Source organism: Mesorhizobium sp. M0106, from assembly GCF_040322715.1.
Classification (GTDB): domain Bacteria; phylum Pseudomonadota; class Alphaproteobacteria; order Rhizobiales; family Rhizobiaceae; genus Mesorhizobium.
Window position 1 is genome coordinate 15,115 of sequence record NZ_JAMYUA010000024.1, and the last position, 19,851, is coordinate 34,965.

At 61.0% G+C, this 19,851-nt stretch carries 19 protein-coding genes and 2 pseudogenes; 15 read left to right on the forward strand and 6 right to left on the reverse strand.

Annotation, left to right across the window (positions count from 1 at the left end; genetic code table 11):
- Nucleotides 1-1,063 precede the first annotated feature (1,063 nt).
- The 9 genes and pseudogenes from NKJ55_RS21975 to NKJ55_RS22015 all read left to right on the forward strand — a co-directional run bounded on the left by NKJ55_RS21975 (nt 1,064) and on the right by NKJ55_RS22015 (nt 9,960).
- A complete protein-coding gene (locus tag NKJ55_RS21975) occupies nt 1,064-1,543 on the forward strand; it encodes a transposase (RefSeq protein WP_502902489.1) in 480 nt (159 codons plus the stop codon).
- A 109-nt stretch (nt 1,544-1,652) separates the two neighbouring features.
- Nucleotides 1,653-2,204, forward strand: coding sequence for an FMN reductase (gene msuE / locus NKJ55_RS21980; protein ID WP_352451690.1), 552 nt, complete (start codon nt 1,653-1,655; stop codon nt 2,202-2,204).
- A 212-nt stretch (nt 2,205-2,416) separates the two neighbouring features.
- Nucleotides 2,417-3,409 (forward strand): LysR family transcriptional regulator, encoded by a 993-nt coding sequence (locus tag NKJ55_RS21985; protein ID WP_352451691.1) that lies wholly within the window; start codon nt 2,417-2,419, stop codon nt 3,407-3,409.
- 167 nt (nt 3,410-3,576) lie between these two features.
- Nucleotides 3,577-4,590, forward strand: a complete 1,014-nt coding sequence (locus NKJ55_RS21990; RefSeq protein ID WP_352451692.1) for an amino acid ABC transporter substrate-binding protein — start codon at nt 3,577-3,579, stop codon at nt 4,588-4,590.
- Between the two features lie 70 nt (nt 4,591-4,660).
- Nucleotides 4,661-5,848: an amino acid ABC transporter permease gene (locus tag NKJ55_RS21995; protein ID WP_352451693.1), complete on the forward strand. Its 1,188-nt coding sequence runs from the start codon at nt 4,661-4,663 to the stop codon at nt 5,846-5,848.
- 18 nt (nt 5,849-5,866) lie between these two features.
- A complete protein-coding gene (locus tag NKJ55_RS22000; protein WP_502904504.1) occupies nt 5,867-6,991 on the forward strand; it encodes an amino acid ABC transporter permease in 1,125 nt (374 codons plus the stop codon).
- A 12-nt stretch (nt 6,992-7,003) separates the two neighbouring features.
- Nucleotides 7,004-7,777 (forward strand): annotated as a pseudogene (locus tag NKJ55_RS22005) (amino acid ABC transporter ATP-binding protein); the annotation flags it as partial.
- A 68-nt stretch (nt 7,778-7,845) separates the two neighbouring features.
- Nucleotides 7,846-9,078 (forward strand): MalY/PatB family protein, encoded by a 1,233-nt coding sequence (locus NKJ55_RS22010; protein WP_352451695.1) that lies wholly within the window; start codon nt 7,846-7,848, stop codon nt 9,076-9,078.
- Nucleotides 9,079-9,107: 29 nt separating this feature from the next.
- Nucleotides 9,108-9,960, forward strand: a pseudogene (locus NKJ55_RS22015) (aspartate/glutamate racemase family protein).
- Between the two features lie 186 nt (nt 9,961-10,146).
- Here NKJ55_RS22015 and NKJ55_RS22020 read toward each other — a convergent pair.
- Together NKJ55_RS22020 and NKJ55_RS22025 are read right to left on the reverse strand one after the other, a co-directional pair.
- The gene (locus NKJ55_RS22020; protein ID WP_352451754.1) at nt 10,147-10,569 is read right to left on the reverse strand and encodes a RidA family protein; all 423 of its coding nucleotides are present in this window, start codon (nt 10,567-10,569) and stop codon (nt 10,147-10,149) included.
- Nucleotides 10,570-10,628: 59 nt separating this feature from the next.
- The gene (locus NKJ55_RS22025; RefSeq protein WP_352451696.1) at nt 10,629-11,477 is read right to left on the reverse strand and encodes an SDR family oxidoreductase; all 849 of its coding nucleotides are present in this window, start codon (nt 11,475-11,477) and stop codon (nt 10,629-10,631) included.
- Between the two features lie 97 nt (nt 11,478-11,574).
- Here NKJ55_RS22025 and NKJ55_RS22030 point away from each other — a divergent pair, with 97 nt between their 5' ends.
- The 3 genes from NKJ55_RS22030 to NKJ55_RS22040 all read left to right on the forward strand — a co-directional run bounded on the left by NKJ55_RS22030 (nt 11,575) and on the right by NKJ55_RS22040 (nt 13,504).
- Nucleotides 11,575-12,477 carry a LysR family transcriptional regulator gene (locus NKJ55_RS22030; RefSeq protein WP_352451697.1) on the forward strand — a complete coding sequence of 301 codons (903 nt, stop codon included), beginning with the start codon at nt 11,575-11,577 and terminating at the stop codon, nt 12,475-12,477.
- Between the two features lie 286 nt (nt 12,478-12,763).
- On the forward strand, nt 12,764-13,063 hold the full coding sequence (locus tag NKJ55_RS22035; RefSeq protein ID WP_352451698.1) for a type II toxin-antitoxin system Phd/YefM family antitoxin: 300 nt from the start codon (nt 12,764-12,766) through the stop codon (nt 13,061-13,063).
- A gap of 9 nt (nt 13,064-13,072) precedes the next feature.
- The gene (locus NKJ55_RS22040) at nt 13,073-13,504 is read left to right on the forward strand and encodes a plasmid maintenance toxin (PemK-like) (protein ID WP_352451699.1); all 432 of its coding nucleotides are present in this window, start codon (nt 13,073-13,075) and stop codon (nt 13,502-13,504) included.
- Between the two features lie 179 nt (nt 13,505-13,683).
- Here NKJ55_RS22040 and NKJ55_RS22045 read toward each other — a convergent pair whose 3' ends face one another.
- Nucleotides 13,684-13,866 (reverse strand): hypothetical protein, encoded by a 183-nt coding sequence (locus NKJ55_RS22045; RefSeq protein ID WP_352451700.1) that lies wholly within the window; start codon nt 13,864-13,866, stop codon nt 13,684-13,686.
- On the opposite strand from NKJ55_RS22045, the gene NKJ55_RS22050 reads away from it, so the two are divergent.
- Entirely contained in the window at nt 13,866-14,015 is a 150-nt protein-coding gene (locus NKJ55_RS22050) for a hypothetical protein (protein ID WP_352451701.1), read from the forward strand. The genes NKJ55_RS22045 and NKJ55_RS22050 overlap by 1 nt on opposite strands.
- A gap of 631 nt (nt 14,016-14,646) precedes the next feature.
- Here NKJ55_RS22050 and NKJ55_RS22055 read toward each other — a convergent pair.
- Genes NKJ55_RS22055 through NKJ55_RS22065 form a run of 3 tightly spaced genes read right to left on the reverse strand, consistent with a single transcriptional unit; the run spans nt 14,647 to nt 17,742 of the window.
- Nucleotides 14,647-15,519, reverse strand: coding sequence for a carbohydrate ABC transporter permease (locus tag NKJ55_RS22055; RefSeq protein WP_352451702.1), 873 nt, complete (start codon nt 15,517-15,519; stop codon nt 14,647-14,649).
- On the reverse strand, nt 15,516-16,406 hold the full coding sequence (locus tag NKJ55_RS22060) for a carbohydrate ABC transporter permease (RefSeq protein WP_352451703.1): 891 nt from the start codon (nt 16,404-16,406) through the stop codon (nt 15,516-15,518). Before NKJ55_RS22060 ends, NKJ55_RS22055 begins: the two co-directional genes overlap by 4 nt.
- 43 nt (nt 16,407-16,449) lie before the next feature.
- On the reverse strand, nt 16,450-17,742 hold the full coding sequence (locus tag NKJ55_RS22065) for an ABC transporter substrate-binding protein (protein ID WP_352451704.1): 1,293 nt from the start codon (nt 17,740-17,742) through the stop codon (nt 16,450-16,452).
- A gap of 448 nt (nt 17,743-18,190) precedes the next feature.
- Between NKJ55_RS22065 and NKJ55_RS22070 the strand changes: the two genes are divergently transcribed.
- Both NKJ55_RS22070 and NKJ55_RS22075 read left to right on the forward strand, forming a co-directional pair.
- Nucleotides 18,191-19,066: an ROK family protein gene (locus NKJ55_RS22070; protein WP_352451705.1), complete on the forward strand. Its 876-nt coding sequence runs from the start codon at nt 18,191-18,193 to the stop codon at nt 19,064-19,066.
- Nucleotides 19,063-19,833: a GntR family transcriptional regulator gene (locus tag NKJ55_RS22075; protein WP_352451706.1), complete on the forward strand. Its 771-nt coding sequence runs from the start codon at nt 19,063-19,065 to the stop codon at nt 19,831-19,833. The genes NKJ55_RS22070 and NKJ55_RS22075 overlap by 4 nt, the downstream gene beginning before the upstream one ends.
- Nucleotides 19,834-19,851: the final 18 nt, after the last annotated feature.

Below are 19,851 nucleotides of genomic sequence, written 5' to 3' on the forward strand. Positions count from 1 at the left end.
CGCCAATCATTGCCGAAGAGCTTGAAAGCGCGGCCGATCGCATCGCAGACATTTCGCGCGCGGATCTGCAGATCATTCTGCGTCGCGCTGCATTGATGCTCAGAAATATGACAGGCGTGCCGCTGGAACCGGCAACTCATGACGGCTCTGAAGTCTATTGCTGCTGAAATGAGAGTCGGCGGATCAGACCTACTTCAGGTCATCTTGTGCGAGTGGCTCGAAACAACGCGATCCCCGGGGGGGTCAGGAATTGGTGATGATTCGTTTCCGACGCTTGATCGAAATCAGATGGGAACGACGGGTTATCTGGAGAGACCAGAGCGAAGCGCTCCCGTCCATTCACTGTCCTCATCGAATTCGCGTACCGGGAGTAAGACGCGACTTCGACACATCGGCGAACGGATCAAAAGCTGCCCCCAGTCTCAGCGACGGGTCCCTACGATATGGCTCTGCTGGGCCTTCTTTGACCGATCGCAACTCTGTTATTATCGGATGGGAGTCCTTCAGCGAAGTGAGCGAGTAGTCAACTTGTCGCCACATGGGCAACTTCATCCGGTCGTTCGAGCCGCCCCTAACATCATTCGGGAACGCGAACTTTCGACCGCGGGGGAAGTTCGCCCGCTCGCGGCCGCCCTTGTGCCAATCACGTCGCTACTGCCCTGCATTGTACAGCGGCGTCGCAGCACATGGGCGGTGGTCGTTAACACGCTGGGGTTCGGAGCGATGGGCTTCCTGGTCCTTGCATTTGCGCTTGCCTAGGTCCTCAAAACGCCGAACCATCCCTGCAGCAGATGGTGGCCGCGATTTTGGTTCCCGGAGTTCACCGTCTCTCAGCGCGGCCTCCGGTACTGGCCCTGCCATAGGGGTGGCGCCAGAAGACGCCCAGGAACGACTGCAACGATGGCGATGACGACAGATATGCACCAGGCTGCAGCCTCTGCTTCTTGAGGCACTGCGCTACCGCGCAGGGGAGCAGGGGTTTCTGCCCGTATTGACTAAGCCCCGTAAGCCCTTGATGTTGCGTGCTGGAGCATAGATATTTGGCGTCGCTGTGGAGTATCTCATGGCCGATCTCAAGGAAACCGAATCGTCCGCGCCGACCGAAGTGCCGGTGAAAGAACAGACATCTGGCACCAAGAAAACGGCGTCGAAGCCGAAGAAAGCAACCGGGCAGCAGACGCGTGCCGTGCGGACCAGAGCGGCCAAGTCGGGCAAGCCGCTGCCTTCAGCAGAAGCGGTCGCTTCCGCCACCGTCCGGAAAGCGCGGAAAATATACTCTGCAGAGGAGCGTGCCCAAAAGCTCGGAGAGGTCGAGAAGCAGACAAGCCGGGGGGAGAGCACCAAGGCCGCTGTCAAGAAAGCAGGAATATCGGAACAGACCTACTATCACTGGAAGAAGGCTGCCGGGCAGGCGGCGCCACATAGCGACGAGCTCAAGGATCTGCTGAGGCTTGAAGAGGAGAATGCCCGGCTGAAGAAGCTCCTCGCCGACCGGCTCCGCAAGGAAAATGCCGATCTCAGGAAGAAGCTCGGGCTTGATTGAGCCGGTTCTTGGGGAAAGCTGCGCCGTTGGTCGGGCGCCGAATGCACTTGTGCCGCCTGAGTTTCGACGCCGCTCTTTTCTAGCTGAGCTGCTGCGGCAGAACATCGTCGTGCTTTCAGGCAACACCCACAGGCCGTCGAAATCACGAACGCTGGCGCATCATCTGGGGGAGGCGCTGCGCGAAAGATTGTCTGTCACAGTAAATTTCCTCGATCTTGTCGATGCCGGCCGTGGTCTGGGTGCTGCGTTTACTCGAAAGGAATTGATGCCAGAGGCGCTGAATGTGGTAAACGCGGTCGAACAGGCCGACGCGCTGATCGCCACGACGCCGGTCTACAACGGCTCCTATGCTGGCCTGTTCAAGCATCGGTTCGACCTCATCGATCCACTGGCGCTCGTCGACCGGCCGGTCCTGATCGGCGCGACGGGTGGTGGCCAGCGCCACGCGCTGGTGGTCGAACATCAGCTTCGCCCGCTGTTTGGCTTTTACTCCGCCCTGACGGTGCCGAGCGCCGTCTATGGCAGTGACAGCGACTTTGCCGACGGCAAGCTCGTAGATTCGCTGGTTCTGGCGCGGGCCGGGCAGGCGGTGGACCAGTTCGTTGCCCTGCTTTCACCGCGCCAGCCGAAGAGCCAACCGGTCAGTCTGGCCTCAGCCTAAAGGGGCAGCGAGCGTAGACGTTCCTGGTCCTTAGGTTCGCCAGACCATACGAGAGAATGCGAAGGAAATGGGTTGGCGAACCCTCCGCTAACGTATTGAGGGAACGTTGACCCTGCAGGTCGAAGGGTCGCATTTGTTCGCCATGGCATCGTTCGCGCGTTGGAAGCGATGTTAGCATGCGGGCGAGGCATGATGAAAACGGGGAAGGTCTCATGAGTTTCGATGATATCGATCTCAATTTGCTGAGAGTGTTCGACGTGATGATGCGTGAAAGGAGCGTAACGCGCGCAGCTGCCGAATTGGGAAGAACACAATCAGCTGTAAGTCATTCCCTATCAAAACTTCGGTATTTATTGCAGGACGAGTTGTTCACGAGAGACGGGGGCGAAATGCGACCAACCCCTCGGGCAGTGGAGTTGCTGTCAGATATTTCTGCTGCTCTGGCTACGATCCGCGCGTCGATCGACCGGCATCAGATCTTCAATCCAGCAACGACGCGACGCAACTTTCGCGTGGGACTCACTGACTATCACGCCATGATATTCATCCCAGGGCTCATTCGAGAATTTTCGAGGCAAGCGCCTGGCGCGACGCTGAACGTCATTCCCGCAAACGGACCCGAAATCGGTTCATCGGTCTATTTGAGACAAGTCGACTGTGCACTGACGGGAGCGGCAATACGCGACGACCCAGGTCTCTTGAAGGTGGAGCTTGGCCAGGATCGATTGTTTTGCGCGGTATGGAGTGGAAGCAAGATCGCCAGGAACGCAATGACACTGGAAACATATTTGGCCAGTTCTCACCTGCAGATTTCCGCAGATGGCCTGGCAGAAGGCCTGGCGGATGCCGCCCTCAAGCAGCATGGTCTCCGGCGCAATGTCGTTGCGACCATTTCGAATTATCTGGTGCTGCCCTGGGCGCTTCGCGGCACTGAACTGAGTACCCATTGCGGCGATGCCATCCTGCAAATTCTGGACGAGAGGAGTGAGGTGACGTTGGTCCCGCCGCCCCTTGCCATATCGAATGTGAATGCCTGGCTCATTGTTCACCGCCAGATGGCGAATGACCCGGGTACCAAATGGCTCCGGGAAATAATCATGAGCATCTACAACGAGTCGCGGACCGAGAGAGACCAAGGGTCAACCGTCGGAGCACCGGGGTTGGCTGCACCCATAGGTCGCGCGCGCCGTCGCTCATTCGATTAGCCCGCCCCAAGCAAACTAGCCCGATCAGCACTCAAGCTCCCTTTCACCCGAGAGCGAGTGCCTCCTCAATTATGAATGACGCTCATTTTCGCAATGAGAACAGTCAATTTGACGAATAGTCATACTTGAGGCCACATTCCCTTCAACAAAAACAGGGGAATACCGAAATGAGATCGATGTTTAAGGGCTTTCTTGCCCTCGCTATCGCGTGCACCGCCTCCTCGGCGTGGTCCGCAACCCTCGACAATGTCAAGAAAAATGGCGTGCTGACGTGTGGCACAAATTCGGCCACGGCTGGCTTCAGCCTTCCCGATAATGAAGGCAAATGGACCGGATTTGTGGTCGACTATTGTCGCGCCGTGGCCGCTGCCGTGCTCGGGGATGCGCAAAAGGTTAAGTTCATCCCATTGACGCCAAAAGATCGCTTCACCGCCTTGCAGTCGGGGGAGATCGACATTCTTGCACACAACGCAACATGGACATCGTCGCGCGATACGTCGCTCGGCATCCTGTTTGCGGGGACGTACTTCTATGACGGTCAGGGATTTATGGTGCGCAAGGCGGACAACATCACATCAGCCAAGGGGCTCGAGGGCGCATCGATTTGCGTCACCCAGGGCACCACGACCGAGTTGAACCTTGCCGACTATTTTCGCTCGCAGTCGATCAAGTACACCACGGTTGGTTTCGCCGACGAGGAAGCTGTCGTGAAGGCTTACGAGGAGGGGCGTTGCGACGTCCTGTCGGCGGACACCTCCACCTTGAACGCATCGCGGCTTCGCATGGCCAAGCCGGACGACAGCATCGTTCTTCCCGAACTGATCTCCAAGGAGCCGCTTGGCCCGGCAGTGCGGCAGGGAGACGACCAGTGGTTCAATGTGGCTAAGTGGACGCTTTACGTCATGGTGGCCTCCGAAGAATACGGGGTCACCTCCAAAAACGTTGATGCGATGAAGTCGTCGGACAATCCCAGCATCCGCCGTCTGCTTGGCGTGGAAGGCAGCATCGGCAAGGACATCGGGCTCGGCGACGACTGGCCGGTCGAGGTGATCAAACAGGTCGGTAACTACGGCGAAGTGTTTGATCGCAATGTCGGCAAGGACTCCCCGCTGAAAATGGAGCGCGGCATGAACGCGCTCTGGAACAAAGGCGGCGTTCAGTACGCTCCGCCGATTCGCTAGGCAAAGCATGGTTGCAAGGCGCTGGCGCGTTACCGCCAGCGCCTTGCACAGATCCCGATAGGAACAGGCCATGTCCGATTTGTCGCTTCCAGCGCCCTCGCGCAGGAGCCTATCGCTGCACGATACGAAAGTGCGCGGCGTTTTCTACCAGCTCTTGCTCGCAGGTTGCCTGTTGGCTTTGGCCCTGGGCATCGGCATGCAGACCGCATCGAATATGCGGGTCCGGGGGATTCCGCTCTCATTCGATTTTTGGGGTGAGGCTGCCGGCTTCGACATCAATCAAACCCTGATACCGTATGATGCACTGTCCACCTACGGTCAGGCGTTCTGGGTGGGAGTGGTCAATACCCTCTACGTCAGCTTCCTCGCAATCTTGCTGGCCACCTTGCTTGGCTTCGCCATCGGCGTTGCCCGCCTGTCACCGAACTGGATCGTTTCGAAGGTGGCGACCGCCTATGTCGAGCTTGTGCGCAATGTCCCGTTATTGCTGCAGCTGCTGTTCTGGTACAACGCCGTCCTCAAGCCGTTGCCTTCCCCGAAGGCGTCCATCGCCATCCCCGGCGGCATCTACCTCAACAATCGCGGCCTCATCATTCCGGAGATGCAATTACATCCGGGAGCGGGGCTGGTGGGCCTGGCATTCGTAGCGACGATTTTATGCTGCATTGCATTCTGGTTCCGCGCCAAGAGTGTCCAGAAACGAACTGGCAAGCAGCTGCCGGTATTTTTGGTCAGCCTGGCGACCTTGATAGGATTTCCGCTGATCGTGTTCCTGGCGGCTGGCGAGCCGGTCTCGTTTGTCGCGCCGCAGCTGCGGGGTTTCAACTTTCAAGGCGGACATCAACTCTATCCAGAGTTTGCCGCTCTCCTGATCGGTCTGTCGGTCTACACCGGATCCTACATCGCCGAGATCGTCCGGAGTGGAATCCAGGCAGTGCCAAAGGGCCAGAGCGAGGCTGCGTATGCGCTGGGGCTGGCGCCGGGCAAGACGCTTCGCCTTGTCGTTGTTCCGCAGGCGCTGCGTATTATCATCCCGCCTTTGACAAGCCAGTATCTCAATCTCATTAAGAACTCGTCGCTTGCGGTGTTCATCGGCTATCCCGACCTCGTTCAGATCTTTGCCGGGACGGTACTCAACCAGACCGGCGCCGCCGTCCAGGTAATGGCGATCACCCTGTCCGTCTATCTCGTTATCTCCCTTGCCACGTCGTTGGCCATGAATGTGTGTGACCGACATTTTGCGATCGTCGAGAGGTGACGCATGAGCGATCAGTCCATGCATTCGCCAGTTGTCAGCAGCGCGCTCATACCAGCGATGGCGCCCCCCGCTGACGTTTGGCCGGGTCCAGTGACCTGGATGAAAAAGAATCTGTTTTCGACGCCGTCTTCAGGCGCGCTGACAATATGCTTTCTCCTCTTCGCCGTGTGGCTGCTGCGTCACTTTCTGAGCTTTGCGATCTTCGACGCGGTCTGGAGCGGCGGTCGCGAGGCTTGCCGCACGAACAGCCAAGGAGCTTGCTGGCCTTTCATTGCCGAGAAGTTCGACTACCTGCGATACGGCGCGTACCCGGCTTCCGAGCGGTGGCGCGTTGATCTCGCACAGGCTATCGGCGCCATCCTCATCGTTTGGCTCCTGTGGACGAAGGCTCCGCGGCGCAAAGTGGCGGCGTTGCTATTCTTCCTTGTCTACCCCGTTGCCGCGTTGGTTCTCGTGCGCGGGGTCGCCTGGCTCCATTTGTCTGTCATCGATACGACGCTCTGGGGCGGTCTCCTGATCACGCTGCTGATGTCGATTGTGGGCATCGTCTTCTCGCTTCCGATCGGGGTTATCCTGGCGCTTGGACGCAGGTCCGAACTCCCTTTCGTCAAAGCGGTTTGCGTCACATTCATCGAAGTCGTCCGGGGGGTGCCGTTTATCACGGTATTGTTCATGGCGAACTTCATGATGCCGCTCTTCGTCCCGGACTATCTGACGCCTGATCGTCTCCTGCGCCCGCTCATCGCGATAGGGCTGTTCTCGTCCGCCTATATGGCCGAAGTTGTGAGGGCCGGCCTTCAGGCGATTCCGAACGGCCAATACGAGGCGGCGAAGGCGCTTGGGATCAGCTACTTCGACATGATGCGCCTGATCGTCCTCCCCCAGGCGTTGACGATCGTCATACCGAGCATCGTCTCCACCTTCATCGGTCTGTTCAAAGACACGACTCTGGTCGCCATCGTCGGCATCGCGGATTTCCTGAAAGCCATCGAAACGGCGCGCGTCGACCCGAACTGGGCAGGCCCGACGATCTCATCAACCGGCTACCTCTTTGCGGGACTGGTCTACTGGGGCTTTTGCTTCGGCATGTCCCGTTACTCGCAATCGATGGAGCGCCAATTTGCGCGCGGCCACAAATCTTAGGACGCGACGATGATGCCACAAGCAATGTACGCATCGACGAAGGGACAGCCCTTCAACAAGGCGATGGCCATTGAACTGCGTGACGTCAGCAAATGGTTCGGTTCATACCATGCGCTCAGGAACATCAACCAGTCGGTGCCACAGGGGCAGCGCATTGTGATCTGCGGCCCCTCGGGGTCGGGCAAATCGACGATGATCCGGTGCGTCAACCATCTCGAGGAGCATCAGTCGGGCGAGATCATCGTCGACGGCAAAGCGGTAACCGGGGATCTGCGCAAGATCGACGAAGTTCGCAGCAACGTCGGGACGGTTTTCCAGCACTTCAACCTGTTTCCCCATCTTACGGTGCTTGAGAATTGCACCCTTGCGCCGGTGTGGGTGAGAAACATGCCGCGGATGGCGGCCGAGGAATTGGCGCGCCACTATCTGGAGCGAGTCAAAATTGCGGAGAAGGCGGACAGCTACCCAGGGCAGCTGTCAGGCGGCCAGCAGCAACGCGCCGCGATAGCCCGGGCTCTCTGCATGAACCCAAAGATCGTGCTCTTCGACGAGCCAACCTCTGCCCTCGATCCGGAGATGGTCAAGGAAGTGCTGGACACGATGGTGTCGCTTGCTGACGAAGGCATGACGATGCTGTGCGTGACGCATGAGATGGGCTTCGCACGGGAGGTGGCCGATCGCGTGGTGTTCATGGACCGCGGGGAGATCGTCGAGACCAACACGCCCCATCAGTTCTTCACCAACTCTAGGTCGGAACGGGCGCGGCAGTTTCTGGCGCAAATCCTCAAGTATGGCCGTCCGCAGAGGCAAAGCGGCCGTGGCCGTGGCAATAGATTTTTTCAGGTGATTATCAAATGGCTTGTGCAGACACGCCCGCATCGGCGCTTGGGCAACGGGATATCCCGGGGATAGATTTCGACCAAATCCACGACCGCCAGCAATTCGGATCCGTCAAATGGGCCAACCAGTGGGACGAGTTCTCTCCGCAGGTCGAGGGCCAGGACCTGCTGTCCCTATGGACGGCAGATATGGATTTCCGTGCTCCGGAAACCGTCATCGCGCGGCTGCGCCAGGCCGCGGATCATGGCATTTACGGCTACACACGCCGCGATCCGCGCCACTATGAGATCGTGCAATCGTGGTTCTCACGCCGCCACAACTGGTCGCCGATGCTGGAGACCCTGCTCCCCGCGCCGGCGATCATGCCGTCGGTCGCTGCGATACTGCGAACCTTTACGAAGCCTGGTGACGGCGTCATCGTTCAGTCACCCGTGTACTCGCCCTATTTCGAAGTGGTTCAGGGAAATGGGCGGATTCTGCTCACGAACCGGCTGAGGCTGCAAAACAACAGGTATGAACTCGATCTGGAAGACTTCGAGAAACTGGCGGCCGGCGGCGCCAAGGTGTTCCTGCTGTGCAATCCTCACAATCCTGCCGGAATGGCCTGGACACTCGAAGAATTGACAGCGCTGAACGACATTTGTGAGCGCCATGGGATTTTGGTCATATCCGACGACATTCACTGCGACATAAGGTTGTCGGACCGCCCGCACATCGTCTTCTCCTCCATCTCGGACGATGCCGCGGAGAAGTCGTTCATCTGCACCGCTCCGACGAAGACTTTCAACCTCGCCGGGGTGCCTTCGGCAACCATTGCGGTGGCGAGCAAAAAGCGCCGCGAGCAGCTTCTTGCCGCGATGCAGGCCTCATTCATGGTGAATGCAAACTTTTTCGGCCGCCTGGCCCTGGAGGTTGCCTACAGCACCGGCGCGCCCTGGCTCGATCAACTCACACCCTACATCGCCAGCAACATTGATCTGGTTTGTGACTTCGCCGGCGAATACCTTCCAGGCATTACGCCCATGCGGCCCGACGCATCGTTTCTGGTGTGGTTGGACGCGTGCGCGCTCGATCGTAGAGTGGGTGGAATTCAGAAGTTCTTTGTCGATCAGGCCGGGGTCAATCTGTATGACGGCCGCGTCTATGGGCCTGGCGGCGAAGGTTTCATCCGCCTGAATGTCGGCTGCCCGCGTCCTCTGCTACGCCGAGGGCTGGAGCGGATGTCCAGCGCGCTGGCATCCTTGTGACTGAGCGGAACCAAGCCAGGATGCCCCGAATGCGAATTGCCATCATCAATCCCAACACGACCGCTTCGATGACCAGGGGGATCGTCGCAGCCGCCATGGCGGTGGCAGGCCCAGGGACGAGATAGTGGGCATGCATGCCAACGGCTGGACCTGAAGCGATCGAAGGGCCATCTGACGGTGCACTCTCCGTACCGGGCCTGCTCAAGCAGGTGGTCGCGGCGGAAATGGACAATGTCGACGCCCATATCATTGCCTGCTTAGACTATACGGGTCTCGACGCGGCAAGGGCCATCGCTACCAAGCCCGTCATCGGTATAGGCAAGGCTTCGCTTCATCCGTCAGCCTCGTCGCTCACAGCTTCTGTCTCGTGACCACTCTGTCGCGTTCCGCGCGACTGATTGAAGACAACATTCGCCGTTATCGGTTCTCCCGTCGCTTCCGGCGCGTGCTTGCCTCCGACATCCCCGTCCTCGAGTTGGAGAGATCTGAAAGTGGTGCCTCCGAACGAATTTCGGAGCTCATACGCGAAGGTGGAGGCATAGGCTGCTTTGGCGCCGAGCTGGAGGTGGTCTCCGACCGGTCGCCGAACTGATCACCTGGAATACACCGATGATCATGCTCGGCATGAGCGCCGGCCCAAATGCCGACGCGCAGTATTTGTTCAGCGAGGACGTGCTTGGCCACATCGCTGGCCACAGGCCGCGCCACGCCAAGACCTACCGCAACTTCGCCGCCGAATATGAGCGGCTGCAACGCGAGCGTATTGCCGCCTATCGCGAGCTCATATCCGACGTGCAGACGGGCGCTTATCCCGAGCCGCAGCACGTGGTCCCGATCACAGATGAAGAGTTCTCGACCTTCAGCACCTCTCTCGAACTTTAGAAAGCCAAGATACACAACAGGCTGCGAGATTCCCTTGCGGTACGCTGACCAAACGAACCTAATCTGTTTGGTCAGTTCACGACCTCGGTTCTCGCAGGTGGAGGTCAGCTATCTCCGCTCCGGACACAGAAGCTGACAGGCTGCCTTCGGCCCCAAATAGCCAATACAGAACTGCTGGGCGAGCGATCAGCGCTTGTCCGCCGGCTGGCTGCTCGTCGTCGAAGAGATGCGGGCGATGACCTTGATCTCGAAATCGAAGCCCGCAAGCCAATTGACGCCCACTGCGGTCCAGTTCGGGTAGGGAGGTGCACCGATTTCTTCCGCTCGGACGGCCAGAACTGTCTCGATCTGTTCGTCCAGGTTAGTGTGGAACGTTGTGACGTCGACGAGGTCGTCGAAGCTGCACCCGGCGGCCGCCAAGACCGCGCGCAGATTGGCGAAGGCCCGTCGAACCTGATCCTCGAATACGGGCTCAGGCGAGCCGTCCTCACGGCTCCCGACCTGACCCGACACGAAGAGAAGATCGCCGGACCGAATGGCTGCGGAATAGCGGTGGATATCGTATAACGCGTGCCGGTTGGCCGGGTAGACGGCGTCACGTGTAGGCATCTCATATTCCTTTCTGTCTTGATAAGAGGTGGGCACGAGCAGCGGGCCGGAGCCGGGGGTCACAGCTGCGCCAACTCCTCGTCTGTGAAATCCGCCGCAACCGCGATGTCATTCTGCCGGTCGAGCTCCTCGATGCGTCCGCCGAGTGCCTTGCGGATGCCGGCATAGGCCTCGGCACCGAGCACCAGCCGTTTCGGGAGCGGACCATCCTGATCGGCAAGCCTGATCATTGCGTCCGTCATGCGGTCGGGGTCGCCCTTGATCACCCATGAGACACCCAGCGCCTCGCGGATCTGACCGGCGGGTGTTCCCTCATAGGCCGCGAGCGGCTTGGTCCGCGCGAGATTGCCGCCGAACCCGGTCCGCGCCGGCCCGGGTTCCACAAGGCTGAATTCGATGCCGAAGGGAGCAGCCTCCTGCGCCACGGACTCGACGAACCCCTCGATACCCCACTTGGTCGCGTGATAGAGGCTGAAAGCCGGATAGGCGATCTGGCCTCCCTCGCTCGATACCTGTAGAATCCGACCACCACCCTGGCTGCGCAGATGCGGCAACGCCGCCTGGATGAGCGTGATCGAGCCGACGAGATTGGTGTCGATGATGTCCCGAACCTGCACATCGCCAGCCTCTTCAGCCGCGCCGAGCAGGCCATAGCCAGCATTGCTGACGACGATGTCGATCCGAGCGGATGCCGCGAAGGCCCGGTCGACCGCGGCGCGGACCGAGCTCTGGTCCTTGAGGTCCATTGCGACGATGCGGAGCCGTTCGGGGTAACTTGCACGCAGGTCGGGGAGTGCGTCCTCGCTGCGGCTGGCACCGACGACGCGGTCTCCCCTGATCAGGGTCTTCTCCGCCAGCAGCCGGCCTAGACCGGAAGACACACCCGTTATGAGCCAGGTCTTTTCCATTTCTCATTTCTCCAATTGATCCCAGCAGGAGATAGGGCAATCGCATTGCGCGCATTAGCCGTTGAAATCGGCATGGGGTAATGCAAAATCCCCATCAATGCCCCGCCCGTCGCTCAACGATCTCACCGCCTTCGTCGCCGCTGCCACACACCGCAGCTTCCGCCGCGCAGCGGACGAGATCGGCACGGCACCTTCCACATTGAGCCATGCGATGCGTGCGCTCGAGGAACGCATGGGCGTGCGACTTCTGAACCGCACCACACGGAGCGTCTCGCCGACAGAAGCCGGGTTCCGGTTGCTCGACCGTCTTCAGCCGGCGCTCGCCTCGCTGGACGAGGCGCTCGACAGCGTCGCGGGGTTCCGGGGCAATGTCGCAGGAACGGTCCGCCTCAACGCACCGCGATTGGTGGCCGGGCTTCTCGTTCGCGCGGTTCTTCCGCGGATGGCGGAGCGCCATCCGAACGTGACCGTGGACATCGTCGTCGAGGGACGGCTCATCGATATCGTGTCCAGCGGGTTCGATGCCGGCGTGCGCCTCATCACATCAATTCCCAAAGACATGATCGCCTTGCCATTTGCACGCGCGTTGACGTTCATCTGTATCGCGTCGCCCGCCTATCTCGATCGCTTCGGGGAGCCGGGAACGCCCGAGGAATTGCAACGCCACCATTGCATCGGCCACCGTATGCCCAGCGGCAAGCTCTATCGATGGGAGTTCGAACGCGCAGGCCAGGAACTGGTGATCGGGGCAAACGGCCCCATCGTCCTTGATGACGAGGAACTGATGGTCGAAGCCGCAATAGAGGGTCTGGGCATCGCCTATGTGGCGGATTGGGCCGCCGAAGCGGCGTTGTCCGATGGCCGGCTACGCAAGGTCCTGACCGCGTGGACGCCAGCACCGGAAGGAGTTGCGGTCTACTACCCCGGACATCGAGCCGTGCCGCCCGCCCTGCGGGCTTTTCTCGATGTTGTAAAGGACCTGCGGAAGAAAGAACCCTAACCAGATCAACGAAGCCGACGCCCTCGCGCGGAACAGCCGCTCTCCGGACAAAGCTGCCCTCGCCACCGGTTCCTTGGCCATGCGCGTCTGAAGTTAGTCCGTGCGTCTGAGCTGGGCTGTGTGGGCGCCTACCCACTGCGTTAGACATGGCGCAGGAAAGGACGCTTTGACACTAACTCCTTGGCCGCTAATCAGGCGGTGACTGGCTGCATCAGTTCGAAGATGTTGCCCGACATTTGCGGAAAGCCCGGAAAGCCCGTATATTCCGGAATAAGGAGTCTCGCCGATGAGCACCACCGTCACCGCCGCCGCCGTCTCGAAAAATTTTGGCGCCTATCAGGATGCCGCGGTCCGCGACCCGGTAATCATCACCAAGAACGGTCGCCCGCGCACGGTGCTGCTGGCCTATGAGGATTTTGTCCGGCTGTCGAAGCGCGACCGGCGGGTCGATCTGACAGCGGAGCTCGGCTCGGACGAGATCGCCGCGGTCGAAGCCTCTGAAATGGAGCCGGATCTCGACCATCTCAACGACGAGCTCTCTGGGTCAAAACCCTCGCGTCGAAACCCCACGGGGCAAAAGGCCTGACGGCAAAAAATGCTACCGGCTGAAATCAAGGTCGGCTACGTCTTCCGTTACTCCTACCTCTGGCATTGGCAACACCGCGAAGGCCGCGAGGAAGGCGAAAAGGACCGGCCCTGCCTGGTGCTCGCGCTGGTCGCCATGCAGGAGGACGGCTCGCCGGTCGTCCGGGTCCTGCCGATCACTCATACGCCGCCGTCCGATCCCGATGATGCCATCGAGATTCCGGCTGCGGTCAAGCTGCGTTTGCGCCTTGACGGTGAGCGGTCGTGGATCGTTTTGACGGAAAGTAACCGGTTCGCCTGGCCGGGGCCTGACATCCGGCCGCTGGAGACGGAGAGCGGCTACTACGGGCCGCTGCCACCGGCGTTGTTCGCCGCGGTCAAGCGCCGGTTTGTCGCCATCGCGACAGGCCAGGCGCATACGAGCACGTCGCGTACGGCGTGACGTCGGCAGGTGCTGCGGCATGCCGAGCAGCGTGAGGCAATGGCAGTCTCCATCAGGGCATCTTCCAGGCAGGTTGAGGCCTCACCGTCGATATCCATCTGCACCAGCGCGAACCGGTCGTCCGACGCCCGCAGCCAGCCGCCCTCCAGCAGCGACGCATCGCGTGGCTTCGGCTGACGCTACGCCGGTGAGCGCGGTCCGCGTTGGGGGAGCACGTCGCGTTCGGTTTCGACGCCGTCATTCGCCCAGCGCACCGACAAGTCACGATCGCCGAGGTTGATCTGGGCCGGCACCACCAGCGGCATGACCGGTCCGGTTAGCCGCATCAGATGGGGAGGCTGGCCGAGCGCCGAGCGATTCAATGAAAATCGATGCGCTTTTGATAGTCTGCCGGATCGGGCAGGGGCATGCGCTCGGTCGAGCGATAGACGGCGTCCTCATGCGGGTCGTCCACCTCGACAGGCTTGTCGAGCGGCCGATGATCGCCAGGCGGGGCGAAGCGAACAGCTGAAGATCGCGGTCCTGCTCTGACCCAGCTCGCGTCGCATGAGTTCGAGCAACTATTCGAGCGAGAGCTTCTCGCGGGGGCGCAAATTCCTCGATCGGGGCTAGCTTCCCGAGATGAGGCAGGTCACCGCCCGCATCGGGCGATGCCGCCAGATCGGTGTAGATACCGGCGATGATACGTTAGAGCTCGACCATCGGCTGGGTCAGCACGTCCTTCCCGCGATAGTCGTCGAAGGGTGGGGGATCACATTCTTGCTCACTGGAACAGCGCCTCCCTTACCGCCTGCTCGGCAAGCAGGACGCACTGCGTCGAAAAGGTGCGGTACGAAAATATTCGCCAGATCTGACGAGACGGTCCGACTCCGGTTAAACGCAGCGTCCAATCACTACCTTCCCGTGACCTTCCGAACGTCTGCAAACGAGCAGGGCCGCGCCGCTTTTCTGGCAGCTGTGAAAACGGCCTGGGGCGGGTACCAAGCGTGAGATTCACTAGTTGCAGCTAACACGGTGGAGGCATTCGCGGCCAGTTTACTGATGAACTGATGGCTCTCAGAACGCGGTCATCTGCTTAGCTCCGTTCAGCGCACCAGCGCGTCCCGATGACAGCCACACGGATTCCGGCAGTGCCGCCGACGCTATCCCTTGACCGCCGAGCCGACGATCGAATCCACAAAGAAGCGCTGCAGGAAGACGAAGAGCACCAGTGGCGGAAGCACGGCAAGCGTCGCGCCAGCCATCACCAGTCCCGTGTTGAGAGCGCCTCGATTGTAGCTGAGCAGGCGACTAAGGCTGATGACGATCGGATATTCGTGTGCATTGCCCTGTAGAACGGTCAGCGGCCAGAGATAGCTATTCCAGTGATAGACGAAGGCAAACAGCGCCAGTGCCGCGATTGCCGGCGCCACGCTCGGCGCGACGATCTTGAACAGGATCAGGAGTTCCGACGCCCCATCCATTCGCGCTGCGTCGATCAGATCGTCGGGCACGCCGGCTATGAACTGGCGCATCAGGAAAATGCCGAACGCATTGGCGAGATTTGGCACGATAATACCGGCAAGGCTGGCGTTCAGGCCGATTGATCCGACGAGACGGTAAAGCGGGATCAGCGTGACGATCGGCGGCAGGAACATGGTGGCGATCAGCACCGAAAACAGCAGTGAGCGGCCGGGAAAGTGATGCTTGGCGAAGGCGTAGCCAGCCATCATGCTGGTGACCAGAATGCCGGCGGTGGTGATCGTGGCGATCACGAGCGAATTCCACATCGAGCGGCCGACATTGATGACGCCGGACACTTTCTCATACGCTTCGAGGCTCGGCGTGCGCGGTATCCACACCGGCGGCACCTGCATGGTTTCGGCCGGCGTTTTCAGGCTGGAGAGCACCATCCACAACAGCGGGAAGGCGGACGCCACGGCAACCACCAGCATCAGCGTGGCGAGCAGCGCTCTGCGGCCCGCCAGGCGTTTGCGCGCCAACTGGCTCGATGCTGAGCGGCCCGGCGCGCTCATTCGTCATCCTTCCGGTTGGCGAATGCAAACAGCGCACATACAATGACGATCAGCGCCAGCATCAGCATCACTGCCATGGCCGAGCCCAGCCCGCCTTGTGCCCGCTCGATGCCGACTCGGCGGATATGGTAGGTCAGCACGTTGGTCGAGCCAACCGGCCCGCCTTGGGTGATCAGCGCCACCGGCTCGAACACCTGCACGGCGTTGATGATGGCAATGACGGCGCTGAACAAGAGCGTGCGGCTCAATAGCGGCAAGGTGATGAAGCGGAACTGTTCGCGCCGGTTGGCGCCGTCAAGCGTCGCCGCCTCGTAAAGACTGCCCGGGATCTGGGTCAGCCCGGCAACGGCCAGCACCGTAAAATAGCCGATCTGCTGCCAGACATTGAGGACGACGATCGAGATCAACGCCGATCTTGGCGAGGACAACCAGAGTTGCGGGCCGATGCCGGCGAGACCGAGCACCTGGTTGAGCGGCCCCTCGCTCGGCGAATAGAGCTTCGACCAGACCAGCGTCACGGCGATCATCGGCACCATGTAGGTCGAAAACAACACAGTCCGCAGCGCCGTGCCGCCTGCGACATCGCGCTGGTGGACGATCGAGCCGAACACTACCGAAAGGGGCAGGATGAGCATCACCGACAATGCCGTGTAGATGGCGGTGTTGAGCAGCGCTCGCTTGAAATCCCGCCCGACCGAGGTCGGCCCGAATATTTCGCGAAAATTGTCGAAGCCGATGAAGCTCGCATTGGAAAAAGGCGTCTGCGTCGACCAGTCCTGGAATGACAGCCAGACGGTGAGCAGCATCGGCAGCAGAATGAAAACGCCGATCAGTGTCACGGCGGGCGCCAGCATGATGCCCGCCGAGGCACGATAGGTCTTGATCATCGCTCTGCTTCCAAAGCGTCGGGCTCTCCAAACAGCGCCTTCGCTATTTGGCGGCACGCTCCAGGATCGAGACGGCATCGGCCTGCGCGTTCGCCTGCGCATCCTTGGCCGAGAGCTGCCCATACTGCAACGCCTCGAGCGTCTGCTGCAGCGATTCGCTGAACTCCTGGCCGCCCGGGACGACAGGGAAGGGCTTGGCGTCGGCAAGCACGCTGACATAGCCGGACAGGAACTCGGAACCGAGCTTGTCCTTATGGGCTTCGATGTCGGAGGTCCGCGTCGGCAGGATGCCCATCGACATCAGAATATCCGACATTGCCGATGCGCCGTTTTTGCCGGACTTCGGATTGTTCAGCCATACCAGGAAATCCCATGCCGCTTTTTGTTCGGCCTGACCGGCATTGGCGTTGACGACGGTCATCCATGAATAGGAGATCGAGTGCGGCTTGTCGCCGCTCGGACCGACCGGGATGGGTGCGGTGGCGATATTGGAGAACTTGTCGCCCATGCCGCTCTTCAATGCGCTTTCCCACCAGTTGGCCATGATGATCATGCCGGTCTTGCCGGAGACGAAATTGTCTAGGAAGGGGCCGGTTGTATTGGCGTCGGCCGTGGCCATCGCCGGATCGCTGGCGCCGGACTTTATCAGGTCCTCGTAAAGCTGGAAAGTCTCGCCGGCTTGAGGACTGTCGAGCATCGGTTTGCCGTCCTTGACCAGCTCGCCGCCATTGGAGACCAGCAGCGAGGCGAAGGGATGGACGACGCCCGCCGCCCAGGAATTGATCATGCCGAAGCCTTGCTGGCCGGCATCTTTCCTGGTCAGCTTCTGGGCCGCATCCTTCAATTCGGACCAGGTCTTCGGCGCGGCTGTGATGCCTGCCCGTTTGAACAGCTCCTTGTTGTAGTTCAGCGCATAGACGTCGATCTCGTTTGGAATGCCGTAAAGCGTGGCGCCAACAGAGGCCGCACTGACGACACCGGCCGGCCACGCACTCTTGACCTCGCCGGCAACCGCATCGGGGGCCGGCGCGACCAGCTTGTCTCGCGCCAGTTCGGGCAGCCACAAATCATAGATGCCGCCGATCGTCGGCCCGTCCGAGCTGCCGCCCTGGGAACGCAGTGTCGTCAGGAGATCGCCGAAGGGAACGGCGCGCACGGTGACGGTCACATCCGGATTGCTCTTGGCGTAGTCCTTGGCCGCAGCGTCCAGCAAAGCAACCGTCTCCGGCGACCAGTGCGTCAGATAGGAGATGTTGACCGACTGGGCCCAACCAATGGTGGGCAACGCCAGCAGCCCTGCGGCCAGTGCCAGTTTCGAAATCCAAGCCAAAGACATACGGATCCTCCGCGTAGCCGCACAGCGATGTCAATGACGTTATGACAACTTGAAGCAACGATGCAAGCGCAATCTTCGTGGAGAGTTCCTGCCGGTGTTGCGGCGTTTTCTTGCTGCGGTCCACAAAGCATGTGAGATTATATAGTAAAAACAAAGAATTAGCTGATACAGCTCGAGCTGATTCTCCCCTGCCGGCCATGCCCGAACATACTGCAAGGCACTTGCGGTCGAAGTAATGTCGTTATAATGACACTGAGCCGCTGCAAAGGACGCCGATGTCGAATGGGAGACGGAGCATGGTTCATCGACACGCTGCGCTCAGCCCGATCGGCTTTGGCGCCGCGTGCACCGGGGTCTGTACGGCACTGCCGACCAGAGCCGACGACACCGTGGCGTCGTGGAGCTGGCGCTCCGAGGACCGGGCGGTGGCCAGTCGGAGCCGCTCTCGATGACACGCGTTCTCGCCATTGATCTCGGCGGCACCAATTTGCGCGCCGCAATCCATACCGGCGATGTTCGCTGGCTGGAGATGCTTAGCCGCGAGCCTGCGCCGGCAAGCCTTGATGCCTTCGTCGCCCGAATCGGTGCCTTGCGCGCCGAGGCCGGTCCGGTCGAGGCACTTGGCCTGGCGGTGCCGGGGCTTGTCGAGGGCTCGATCTGCCGCTGGGTTCCGAACCTGCCCTATTTCGATGGTGTCGACGTCGCGACCTTGTTTCCTCGTCTGCCTGTTGCCATTGGCAACGATGCGCAGATCGCCATGCTGGCCGAGGCGGTCGAAGGCGCCGCGAAAGGCCTGTCCGATGCCATCCTGCTGGCGATCGGCACCGGTATCGGCTCCGCCGTTCTGGCTAATAACCACATCGTCGCCGGCGCACGGGGCGGCGCCTGCTCATTCGGCTGGGCCTGCGCCGACATCGAGGATGAAGGCGAGGACCGCAGCGGCTGGCTGGAGCGCTTCGCTTCCGGGCGGGCGTTCGACGCCGCGGCGCGCCAGATCGGGCTGGCCAATGGCGGCAGGCTGGTCGAGGCGGCCCGGGCTGGCAACACGGCCGCACTTGACGCCTTGGAGCTGCCGGCGCGCCGGCTGGGCACTGCCCTTGCGGGTGCGGTCGCGTTGCTCGATCCGCAGGCGATCCTGATTTCCGGCGGCCTTGCCGATGCGCTGGACGTGGTAGGGCCGCCGCTGCTTTCGGCTTTGCAGCGTCATCTGCCGCCGCATCTGCGCGATGTCGTTCTGCGGTCCGGCGAATTCGGCTCCCGCGCCGGTCTCGTCGGCGCCTCGCTGGCCGGTCTCGCCGGAGCACAGTGGAGGCAGATTAGATGAGCCAAGCGAGCTTTCAGCAACCCGACCGCAGAAGGCCCGAGCCGCTCTGGTATCAGGTGGAAGAGGCCATCCGCGCCATCGTCAAGAGTGGCGAGTGGGCGACTGGCGACCAGATTCCGGCCGAAGACAGACTGTGCGCCCTGTTCGGGGTGAGCCGCATCACGCTGCGCCACGCGCTGCGCAATCTTGAGGAGCACGGACTGCTCAGGCGCGAACATGGCCGTGGCACCTTCGTGCGCTCCACCACGCTGGTCGCTGGTACCCGCGAACTCACCAGCTTCACGCAGGAAATGGGCAATATGGGCGTGGTCGCCGGCTCGCGCTTGCTCGACTGCAGCCTGACCACCGCCAATGCCGCCACGGCCGGAGCGCTGGAGATCGAGGAGGGCGACCCGGTGGTGCGCATCCGGCGGCTCAGGCTCGGCAACAACGAACCGATCGGTATTCAGACTGCGCAACTCTCGGCCGCGCGCGTGCCCGGCTTTCTCGATGCCGGCCTGTTGCAGGGCTCGCTCTACGAAGCGTTGGAACGCCATTACGGCATCGTGCCGGTCGCGGCGCGCGAAAACTACCGTGTTGGCGCTGTCGGGGCGGCGGATGCCGAGTTGCTCGATCTGCCTGCGGGGAGTCCCGCTTTCGTGGTCGAGCGCATCACCACCGACGAGCGTGGCCCATTCGAATTCACCGTCTCGGTGATGCGTGGCGACCGCTATGAAATCCGCTCGACGCTGCGCGCCGGCCGTGCCCCGCCAAACGCAAGAAGCTGAGCCATTACCGAAGCCGAC